At 41.1% G+C, this 11,188-nt stretch carries 7 protein-coding genes; 6 read left to right on the top strand and 1 reads right to left on the bottom strand.

The genetic code is table 11. The annotated features are described in order from the left end of the window. Positions 1-296: 296 nt before the first annotated feature. A complete protein-coding gene (sds, locus tag WJM97_RS03795; RefSeq protein ID WP_353931718.1) occupies positions 297-1,268 on the top strand; it encodes a solanesyl diphosphate synthase in 972 nt (323 codons plus the stop codon). Between the two features lie 282 nt (positions 1,269-1,550). Here the strand turns inward: sds and WJM97_RS03790 are convergent, their stop codons facing one another. Then, a complete protein-coding gene (locus WJM97_RS03790) occupies positions 1,551-2,024 on the bottom strand; it encodes a hypothetical protein (RefSeq protein WP_353931717.1) in 474 nt (157 codons plus the stop codon). A gap of 190 nt (positions 2,025-2,214) precedes the next feature. Between WJM97_RS03790 and hetZ the strand changes: the two genes are divergently transcribed. From hetZ to secA, 5 genes are all read left to right on the top strand, one after another. Further along, entirely contained in the window at positions 2,215-3,405 is a 1,191-nt protein-coding gene (hetZ, locus tag WJM97_RS03785; RefSeq protein ID WP_353931716.1) for a heterocyst differentiation protein HetZ, read from the top strand. A gap of 284 nt (positions 3,406-3,689) precedes the next feature. Beyond that, entirely contained in the window at positions 3,690-4,475 is a 786-nt protein-coding gene (locus tag WJM97_RS03780; protein WP_353933100.1) for a PatU, read from the top strand. Positions 4,476-4,769: 294 nt separating this feature from the next. Further along, a complete protein-coding gene (locus tag WJM97_RS03775) occupies positions 4,770-7,067 on the top strand; it encodes a DUF3488 and DUF4129 domain-containing transglutaminase family protein (protein ID WP_353931715.1) in 2,298 nt (765 codons plus the stop codon). 440 nt (positions 7,068-7,507) lie between these two features. Beyond that, complete coding sequence (locus tag WJM97_RS03770) at positions 7,508-8,047, top strand: cytochrome C (protein WP_353931714.1); 540 nt, start codon at positions 7,508-7,510, stop codon at positions 8,045-8,047. Positions 8,048-8,350: 303 nt separating this feature from the next. Continuing rightward, positions 8,351-11,140, top strand: coding sequence for a preprotein translocase subunit SecA (gene secA, locus WJM97_RS03765; protein ID WP_353931713.1), 2,790 nt, complete (start codon positions 8,351-8,353; stop codon positions 11,138-11,140). Positions 11,141-11,188: the final 48 nt, after the last annotated feature.

Raw genomic sequence — 11,188 nt, 5'->3', positions numbered from 1 at the left:
ATTTGTATGTATTTAAAAGTAAAAGCAAGTATTAATTTTATTCTCTATATCATTATCCAGACATAAGCGTTGGTTTCTCGTGTTCTGTGTATAAGTCCGAATTATTGAAATTAATGCAAAATCGAAAATAAAATCATTTATTGCTTGTTTCCCAGTCCATCTGGTAGTTTGTGGATACTTGAGCAAAAAGAACGTCAAGAGAATCCTAGAGGAAAACTTTGCGCTGGCTATGGTTTATCTTAAAATGAGTAAAGGATATGTAAACTTTCGTAACTAAAGTCAGAGTCCGCCCATCCATGACCCCAGCTACCTCCCTGTTTACCCCTGTGGAAGCAGACCTGCAAATACTAGCAGATAACCTCACACAGCTAGTTGGCAATCGCCACCCCATCCTCTATGCAGCAGCCGAACATCTATTCGGTGCAGGGGGAAAACGTATCAGGCCAGCCATTGTGCTACTGATATCACGGGCGACCATGCTAGAAGAAGATATCACGCTCCGTCACCGACGATTGGCAGAGATTACAGAAATGATCCATACAGCCAGCTTGGTACATGATGATGTAGTGGACGAATCTAATGTGCGCCGTGGAGTGCCTACGGTTCATAGTTTATTTGGAAACCGCATTGCCGTACTTGCTGGAGATTTTCTCTTTGCTCAATCTTCCTGGTATCTGGCAAATCTGGACAATTTGGATGTAGTTAAACTGCTTTCAGAAGTGATCATGGATTTGGCAGCTGGGGAGATTCAACAAGGACTAAATCGCTTTGATACAAATCTTTCTACGGAAACTTACCTGAAAAAGAGCTACTACAAAACAGCTTCCTTGATTGCTAACAGTGGCAAAGCCGCTGGATTACTTAGTGATGTTTCCCCAGAAACTGCTGAAAACTTGTATAACTACGGTAAGCATCTTGGTCTAGCATTTCAAATAGTAGATGATATTCTAGATTTTACCGGTTCGACAGATACTTTAGGTAAGCCAGCTGGATCAGATTTGAAAAGTGGTAATTTAACTGCACCAGTTCTATTTGCCCTCAAAGAGCAACCTTACTTAGAAGTTCTGATTGAAAGAGAGTTTGCTCAAGAAGGAGATTTAGAGCAAGCCCTCAATCTCATTTCAGACAGTCAAGGTATAGAACAGGCCAGAGAATTGGCTGCTCACCATGCGAAATTATCCGCAGATCATATTGCTACCCTAGAACCGTCAGAATCTCGCCAAGCACTGATTAATATGACCGATTATGTACTGAGTCGGCTGTATTAGAGATTAGCTGCTAATTATTGGGTACTGAATTATATTTTTCTCATGCCCAATATTTAACATGAGCTTTTAGCGATCAGCAGTAAAACCCTTTTATTGCCAAGATTTGTGATTAATCTTTGTCCCTGATGACACCGGAGCGTAGTGTATAAAATCTGTGAAGAAAAGTAAATTTTTCTCAAATATCTTTTCCATGTCATGGTGTCAGCAAGACTATGTTTCATGCCTACTCGCTGATCTTTGTCGCTCCACTAAATAGATGTAGAGCGACAAACAATCCTATCTTCAGGCGATATCCGGAGGAACTCGCTTGGGAATATTTTGTTGCAACTTCTGTGCAATCATTGTTTGCAGATCATTCCGTAGCACTTCAGTAGTGTTATTAGTAGTGCCAGGAGTTTCAAAAAACACTATACTATCTACTGGTTCTAATGCTATCAGTTGGAACAGAATATCAACTACAGGCATAGGTTTAGCTACTGCTTGCGGGTCAACCCCAGCGAATGAAGATAGGGAAGCATCCTGTAATCTAGGAAAAGCATAAACTACCCGTTTTTCTAAATCTGGATTCGCCTTGTTAATTAATGTAGTTAAAACCCAACGTTCCTGTAAATTTTGGACAATATAATACTGGGGGTGTTGTAACTTTTTGGCGATCGCTCTCAAAACAGGAGCGATAGTAGCCACAAGTTTTGGTGTCATACCATCATCAGGTGCATTGTCAATCAAGGATTGAATTTGTGCTTCTATATTTGTCATGGCTGGTAAATAGCTCCTGATTAATGTCCAAGATATTAAACTGGGGAACAGGTCAAACTTACAACTGACAACTGACAACTGACAACTAACCATCAATAACTGGTAGCTTACAAGTAACATCTATCAAGCTAACAGCCACAGTCCTACAGGTTGTGTTTAAGTATGTTAGGTTATTTTTAAAATTCAGATTATGAATTCAGCGGCAACTGCAACTACTCAGGGAGATAAGTCTATCGGCGTGGAAGTTATATTCCAATTCCTACTCAAGGAGCTAAAGCAGTCTACCAAGGCGGCAGAAAAGAACTGTCGAGATGTGGCATTACGAATTTCCGGTGAAGTCCTCAGAATTTGTAATGAAAGTAAACGCATTCAGGCTTCTGGGGAAATAGAGACCGCCGCCATGACCCTAGCAAAGCACCGTCTGCAACAGTGTCTTAGGTATTATCAACTAGGTTCTAATCGAGGTAGGGTAGAACTACACAGCACCCTTAGCGCTATCATTTATCGTTATATTAATCCTCCTAAGAAGCAATTAAGCTATCAAGGGCGGCTGACCATGATAGAGGATTTTCTCCAAAACTTTTATTTAGAAGCTTTGAATGCTTTCCGCAGAGAGAATCAACAACCAGTCACCTATCGTCCCCAAACCCTCTTAGAATTAGCCGAATACATGGCATTTACTGAACGCTATGGTAAACGGCGGATTCCCTTACCAGGAAGACAACAACAACTAATTATCCTCCGAGCGCAAACTTTCTCCCAACAGCAGCCCCCAGAAACTAGCGTAGATATAGAACAAGCTTCTGAAGGTAGTAGTGGTGAATTTGATGGTTCTTGGGAGGAACCAGCCATACAACAATTACGCGCTGCCATGGCTATGCAAGCAGCACCTGAACCAGAGGAAGACACTTTGCGCTCAGTGATAATTACGGAATTGATGGATTATCTGCAACAACGGCAACAGTCAGACTGTGCAGATTATTTTTCTCTCCGACTTCAAGATTTATCAGCACAGGAAATAGAGTCAATTTTAGGATTAACCCCACGGCAGCGTGATTATTTGCAGCAACGCTTTAAGTACCATTTAATCCGGTTTTCTTTGTTACATCGGTGGGAATTAGTGCATGAATGGTTAGAAGCATCATTGCCTACTAACTTGGGATTAACCCCACAGCAATGGCAGCTTTATACAGCAAAGTTGGATGAACAAGAAAAGTCCTTACTAGATTTAAAGCAAAAGGGAGAATCTGAAGAAACTATTGCAAAAACCTTGGGTTTATCAATGGCACAACTACAAAAACGGTGGTTTAAGACTTTAGAACGAGCCTGGGAAATTCGTAACTCAGTTGTGTCCGGATCTAGTGCATCCACCCATGAATAATAACTCACAACTCTTTCTAGACCGATGTCTCAATGGACTTTTGACAAATAATGTCAAACCGGCGAGCATCCCTGAAAAGAGTGTGAGAAAATTGATGGGGTAGAAAACCCTCTCCAGGAAAACACTACATGATTAGAGTTTTGGTAAAAATTTGGAAATAGGTACAAATTTTTTATAAAGTTGAAACCTCTTCCCAAACATTATTAAAAATGATGTTACTAAAAATCTAAACATTAGCCAGCCCCCATCGAGAGGAAAATCCCAAAACTTTTGAACTAGGAGAAATTCCTACTGTGCAAGAACGTTTTCAAGCCGTCATTAAACGCCGGTTACAAATCGAAATCCAAAACCACCCACCTTTATTTCCTTGGGAAAGTCAATTAGTAGAATATCCAGAATTTGTGGAAGAATCGTCGGTTGCTTTAGTTCCTGCCTGGGGGTGGTTGGCACAGCAATCGAAACTAAATCTACCAGTTGCTTTACCAGATAATATTTTTCAGCAATTGATGGAAAAGTGCCAGCTATTGCTGACATCTTCTTTACCATTGGGTCCTAAATTAATCCAGGCAGTGGAAAGCTTTTTTCCTGAAGATTACCAGTCAATTAATGATGTGGCTGGTTTAGTCCTGAGAACTGCTTACCGTTCTGTGGATGCTTTGGAAACAATGCCCAATCTTCAAAAGGATTATTCAGATTTACAACCACGTCAACAAATGGCGTTGTCGTTGATGGCAGCTAAACAACTGTTAGAAAATCTGACTTTGCAAATTTCTCTGGCTAATCCTGTCATAGAACAACAGTGGCAAACTAACGCTGGTACTTTGATTATCAGAGTAGAGTTACAGTCACTGGGCAGACTTTTGAAATTACGCGTTCATAGCGAGTTACCTACTGCTGCGGTGTTAAAACTTCAGGGAAATGGTAATCAAACCACTGCTGCATCAGAAGACGCTGATAAAGTTAGTCTGGAGTTAGACTGTCCACCTACTAACCAGAACTATACTTTGGCAGTTGAATTTCCAGGTTTAGAACAACAACCTTTGTTGTTGGCTATAAATCTCACTGTCTAATTAAAATCAAAACTGCTAACACCTTTTTAGTTGATAAACACTGATAAAAAATGATAATCCTGGGTTTTAAATTTACTCCTCTTTGCACAATAGCTAATTAGGGCGTTTATAGTAAGTAACTATGAGCAGGACACAGATAATGGGTATATTCTCTTAGATTACCCCAGGTCTTCCCAGTCTCGGATATGCTCAGGCTAAGATTGAAGACAAGGTAATAAATGTTCGTACCTAAGATTGTGTCCGTAGCTTTTACATCATAGTTATACTTACTTGACAATGCTAAATCTATCCAGGATGAAAAGGTTTTGGCGCTTACCCGTGGGTGATGATCAACAAGAAAATAGACGGAGGCCGTCTTCAACAGAAGTGGAAGATTCTATCTCCTTACGGGTATTAGTGCTAGGACTGGTAATTTTAGGAACTGTAGCAACAGATATTGCAGCGGATACTACCTTTAGTTTTTGGGCAGTGCCTGTGAGTACAGTTGGTGCAATTTGGAGTTACTACCGCCGCCGTAATGCTAATGTTCCCGTCAAATTCTGCATTGCGATAGGAATGTTAGTAGCTCTAGGTGCTTTTTTTGGGCGGTTTGTGGGTGAGTGGAATGATACGCGATTAAATTTAGCTCAGTTATTGATTGAGCTTCAGGTATTACACAGTTTTGATACTCCCCGACGCAAGGACTTAGGCTATTCGATAGTTATAGGTTTGATACTTTTGGGTGTAGCGGCAACATTAAGCCAAACTATGGGGTTTGCGCCTGTGTTGTTGTTATTTTTGGTGATGGCTTTGCCAACTTTAGTTTTAGACTATCGTTCCCGTTTAGGGTTAAAGCCTTTAAAAAAAGAAAATTTCACTATCAAGAATATTAGCAAGACTAATTTTAAGGTTTTAGTTGTCAATTTTGCGCTAATTATAGCTTTGGGATTGGGTATTTTTGCTGTTTTACCCCGGTTTCCTGGTTATCAATTACGTTCTTTCCCTGTAAGTGCGCCTATTAATGTGGAAGGTGATTTTAATGGTGGCAGGATTGTAAATCCTGGTTATGTGCGGGAAGGTAGGGGTGGTAATGGTACAGGACAGGGAGGTAGTGGTGAAGCTGGTCAGGTAGATAGTAATTTCTATTACGGTTTTAACAGTGAGATGAACCAAAACCTGGGGGGAGAAATGAAACCCAAGGTGGTGATGCGGGTGAGATCCCAGGCTGAGGGTTTTTGGCGGGTTTTGGCTTTTGATCAGTATACGGGTAAGGGATGGAAAATTTCTCGGAATGAAGATGTGACTACGGTGAGGCGTTCCTCTTGGTCTTATAGAATTAATCTGGATATGCCAATTATTAAGGCTTTGACTAAAGAGGTTGTCCAAACTTTTAATGTGGTTGCAGATTTACCGAATTTGATTCCAGCGTTGTCCTATCCTAGAGCGATATATTTTCCTGGGCCTGTGATTGCTGTTGATCAGGAGGGTGGTTTGCGATCGCCTGTACAATTATCTGATGGGATGACTTATACTGTACTTTCGGAAGTTCCTTACCGGAATCGGACTTTATTGGGTCAGGCTGATACTACATACTCTCCAGAAATTAAAGATTATTATCTACAAATCCCGGCGGAAATTAGGGATAAGGTCAAAGCAAAAACTGAGGAAATTCTCGATGATTATAATCGCGAACGGGTTTCTCGTTCTCAAGACGCTAAAAGCCTAGATTCAGCTTACGAAAAAACTCTTTACTTAGCTCAGTATCTCAAACAAAAATATTCTATTACTGATAACCCTTTGGGATTACCTTATTTGGGTGAAAATGATGATTTGGTAGAGACTTTTTTGTTTAAACAACAAGGGGGTTATCCAGATCATTTCTCTACTGTTTTAACGGTAATGCTACGTTCTATTGGCATTCCGGCACGGTTGGTAGCTGGATTTGCTCCGGGAGAGTTTAATCCGTTTACAGGGATGTATATTGTCAAGAATACTGACGCTTATGCGATGACAGAAGTATATTTCCCCCAGTATGGCTGGTTTGCTTTTGATCCAATTCCTAATCATCCTTTAATTCCCCCTTCTATTGAGGAAGATAATACTTTTAGTGTGTTGCGTCAGTTTTGGAACTGGGTAGCGGGTTGGTTACCTTCACCGGTGACTGGTTTCTTAAATGGTGTATTTGGGACTTTGTTTACTTGGTTATTTAGGGCGATCGCTTGGTTCTTTGCGTTATTCTCTAAGGGTTGGTTAGGTATCTTTATTGGTTTAATTGTTAGTACAACTATTGCCTTTTTTGGTTGGTTAGGTTGGGTACAGTGGAAACAATGGTTAAACCGTCGGTTCTTAAAGAAATTACCACCTATGGAAAGACTGTATCAACAAATGTTGCAATGGACTGCCCAAAAAGGTTTAGGGAAACACCCAGCGCAGACACCTTTGGAATATGCTGAAGTTTCCTATCACCAATATCCCAGGGAAACGGCGGAAGTAATTGATGAAATTTGCCAAGCTTATGTGAGTTGGCGTTATGGTGGTAGTGATCCTAACTATCAAGAGTTACAACATAAATGGAAGGAATTACAAACAACCAGAACCCCTAGTTTAGGGTAGTTTGTTGTTTCCCATATTTTTATAGGATAAAATCTGTAACGCACCATTATCAAAGGTTTGGTGCGTTACGCTGCGGCTAAAACACTCTACGTATCTTTTCAAGCATCAAACCGGATTCCTGTAGTATTAAGCTGTTGTGCAAAATAAGAGACTAAGCTGACATGATTTCTTAACTAGGGCTTGCTGAATAAATCTCAAAACATTACAGGTAAACGATTTTAGCGATTTTGACTTTCAAAAAATGCAAGCTTTGATGAGGTGAGAACTGAAAAACCTTGCATTTAATTCCTGCTTCAAGGAAAAATAGTTCCCATCCAACTCTTGAAACTGTCACCTGTCACCTGTCTCCACGACAAGACTTTATCAGCAAACCCTAACTATTGTGCTTTTAGTTTAGCCAGTAAGAATAAAGCAATACCGATATTAAAATAATTCAATTTATGCCTAATTTGTTTAAACAAAAATTTCCCCATCGCAAACTCAAACGTCAACTGCTGATAGTCATGCTAATCATTTTTAGTTGGAGTGTAGCTATCGGATTTATATTAGGTTTAGCTACCAGCACCCAAGCAGCAAACCCCGCTGAAATTGGTACAGTTGACGTAGTACCCGCACAATATCAATTAGGCCAAGAAATATTTATAGAAAACTGTTCTACCTGTCATCTGGCCTTACCTCCACAAGTATTTCCTACCCAAACTTGGAAAAACATCCTGGAAGACTCCCAACATTATGGCGCACAAATTACGCCCTTAACAGGAATAGAACGGACTTTAGTCTGGAAATACGTTTCTACCTTCTCCCGTGTCAAACTTGCAGATGAAAATACACCTTACCGCTTAACAAGATCCCGTTATTTTAAAGCTTTACATCCTCATTTAGAATTACCAGAGCCTGTAACAATGAGTAGTTGTGTCAGTTGTCATCCTGGTGTAGAAAATTATAACTTCCGCAAATTGACATCTGAGTGGGAGAAATAAATTGGTAATTGGTAATTAGTAGTTGGGAAAACTCTTATTCTGTTACCTGTCACCTATCACCTGTCACCTGTCACCGCTGCCAATGGCAAAATGATACTATTAAGGAAGTTTAACTTTAGAATATGAGTAAAAACCAATCGCAGATTCCAGTGATTGGTAAATTTTCATTTCGGTTGTGAGTTAATCGTGACATTATACCCATTAACCAGCAAAACGGTTGAATTGGGTGAAAAGTCTATAATTATATAGCTTTTAGCTAAAAATTTAATTTCCATCCCCCTTGTTCTAGTTCCATAAACTGCCATGCTAAAACTTTTGTTGGGCGATCCCAACGCTCGTAAACTAAAAAAATACCAGCCTTACACTACAGAAATTAATCTCTTAGAGGAAGAAATTCAAGCACTCTCTGATGATGAATTAAAAAGTAAAACTACTGAGTTTAAACAACGTCTAGCTAAAGGTGAAACCCTTGATGATCTTTTACCAGAGGCTTTTGCTGTGGTTAGAGAATCAGCGCGGCGAGTGTTAGGAATGCGACACTTTGATGTTCAGTTATTGGGGGGAACAATTCTCCATACTGGGCAAATTGCCGAAATGAAAACCGGTGAGGGTAAAACCTTGGTAGCTACCTTACCAAGTTACCTCAATGCTTTAACTGGTAAAGGTGTTCACGTCATCACGGTTAATGATTACCTAGCCCGTCGTGACGCAGAATGGATGGGTCAGGTACATCGGTTTTTGGGTTTAAGTGTGGGGCTAATTCAAGCCAACATGAGTCCTACAGAACGGAGAAAAAATTATGACTGTGATATTACTTATGTAACTAACAGTGAAATTGGTTTTGACTATTTACGGGATAACATGGCCACTTCTATGGCAGAGGTGGTACAACGTCCTTTTAATTATTGTGTTATTGATGAAGTAGACTCTATTCTCATTGATGAGGCGCGGACACCGCTAATTATTTCTGGACAGGTGGAAAGACCTACAGAAAAGTATCTACAAGCGGCGGAAATTGCTTTTACCCTCAAAAATGAGGAACATTACGAAGTAGATGAAAAAGCGCGTAATGTGCTGCTAACTGATGAAGGTTTTGCAGAAGCAGAAAACCTCCTCAATGTCACAGATTTATTTGATCCAGAAAATCCTTGGGCGCATTTTGTCTTTAATGCCATTAAAGCTAAGGAATTATTCCTCAAAGATGTCAACTACATGGTTCGGAATGGGGAAGTTGTCATTGTTGATGAATTTACTGGTCGGGTACTACCAGGACGACGTTGGAGTGATGGTTTGCACCAAGCTATTGAGGCGAAGGAACACGTAGATATTCAGCCAGAAACCCAGACTTTGGCAACTATTACCTATCAAAACCTATTTTTGCTGTATCCCAAGTTGGGGGGAATGACAGGTACAGCAAAGACCGAAGAAGTGGAATTTGAAAAGATTTATAAGTTAGAAGTCAGCATTATTCCCACTAACCGGGATAGAAGAAGACAAGACTTGTCAGATATGGTGTTTAAAACCGAGGCTGGTAAGTGGCGGGCGATCGCTAAAGAATGTGCAGAGATGCACGAAAATGGTAGACCTGTGTTAGTAGGTACAACCAGCGTCGAAAAATCCGAACTTCTCAGCCGACTCCTCAAGGAAATGGCTATTCCCCATGAGTTGCTTAACGCTAGACCGGAAAATGTGGAACGGGAAGCGGAAATTGTCGCCCAAGCCGGACGCAGAGGGGCTGTAACTATCGCCACCAACATGGCGGGACGGGGTACAGATATTATCCTGGGTGGTAACTCTGAATATATGGCGCGGTTGAAGTTACGGGAATATTTAATGCCCCGTATTGTTAGCCCTGAAGATGAAGATACTTTTGGGATGCAAAGGGCTTCAGGACTTCCCAGCGGTCATGGTGGTGGACAGGGTTTTGTTCCTGGTAAAAAGGTGAAAACTTGGCGTGCTTCCCCGGAAATTTTTCCTACAGAGTTGTCAAAGGAAGCAGAACAACTGTTAAAAGCAGCGGTAGAAGTGGCAGTTAAGGAATATGGCGATCGCAGTTTACCGGAATTAGAAGCAGAAGAAAAGGTAGCTGTTGCGGCAGAAAAAGCACCTACGGATGATCCTGTAATTCAGAAGTTACGAGAAGCTTATCAACTCATCAAGAATGAGTATGAAGAGTTTACTGGCAGTGAACATGATGACGTGATTAGTCGCGGTGGTTTGCACGTGATTGGGACAGAACGCCATGAGTCAAGACGGGTTGATAACCAGTTGCGTGGACGGGCGGGCAGACAAGGCGACCCTGGAACGACAAGATTTTTCCTCAGTTTAGAGGATAACTTATTAAGGATCTTTGGGGGCGATCGCGTCGCTGGGTTGATGAATGCCTTCCAAGTGGAAGAAGATATGCCGATTGAGTCGGGGATGTTAACCCGCAGTTTAGAAGGCGCACAGAAGAAGGTTGAAACTTATTACTACGACATCCGTAAACAGGTGTTTGAGTATGACGAGGTAATGAATAACCAACGTCGTGCTATCTATGCGGAACGTCGCCGGGTGTTGGAAGGTCAAGATTTGAAGGAACAGGTAATTAAATACGCTGAGAAGACGATGGATGACATCGTTGACTATTACATCAACCCTGATTTACCTTCGGAAGAATGGGAATTAGAGAAGTTGGTGGATAAGGTGAAAGAGTTTGTCTATCTTTTAGCTGATATGCAGTCTAGTCAGTTGGAGGATATGGGGGTTGCGGAAATTAAGGCTTTCCTCCATGAACAGGCGCGGATTGCTTATGATTTGAAGGAAGCGCAAATTGATCAGATTCAACCGGGTTTGATGCGTCAAGCAGAAAGGTTCTTTATTCTCCAACGCATAGATACTTTGTGGAGAGAACATTTGCAACAAATGGATGCGTTACGTGAGTCTGTTGGTTTGCGTGGTTATGGTCAAAAAGACCCGCTGATTGAGTATAAGAGTGAGGGTTATGAGTTGTTCTTGGATATGATGGTAAATATCCGCCGGGATGTGGTTTATTCGCTGTTTATGTTCCAGCCACAGGCGCAGCAAGCTGTGCAGACTTCTGAGATGGTTTAGGTTTTTTTCATGCAGAGACGCGGAGGCGCACAGAGGCGTTTTCTGCGT

This window comes from Okeanomitos corallinicola TIOX110, assembly GCF_038050375.1.
Classification (GTDB): Bacteria; Cyanobacteriota; Cyanobacteriia; order Cyanobacteriales; family Nostocaceae; genus Okeanomitos; species Okeanomitos corallinicola.
The sequence above is the reverse complement of the archived record's forward strand: the minus strand, read 5'-3'. Positions and strand labels throughout refer to the sequence as shown.

Excerpts from the sequence above, each read along its gene's own strand:
- secA (WP_353931713.1), top strand. The coding sequence starts at position 8,351 with ATGCTAAAACTTTTGTTGGGCGATCCCAACGCTCGTAAACTAAAAAAA.
- WJM97_RS03790 (WP_353931717.1), bottom strand. The coding sequence starts at position 2,024 with ATGACAAATATAGAAGCACAAATTCAATCCTTGATTGACAATGCACCT.
- hetZ (WP_353931716.1), top strand. The coding sequence starts at position 2,215 with ATGAATTCAGCGGCAACTGCAACTACTCAGGGAGATAAGTCTATCGGC.
- WJM97_RS03775 (WP_353931715.1), top strand. The coding sequence starts at position 4,770 with ATGAAAAGGTTTTGGCGCTTACCCGTGGGTGATGATCAACAAGAAAAT.
- WJM97_RS03770 (WP_353931714.1), top strand. The coding sequence starts at position 7,508 with ATGCCTAATTTGTTTAAACAAAAATTTCCCCATCGCAAACTCAAACGT.
- sds (WP_353931718.1), top strand. The coding sequence starts at position 297 with ATGACCCCAGCTACCTCCCTGTTTACCCCTGTGGAAGCAGACCTGCAA.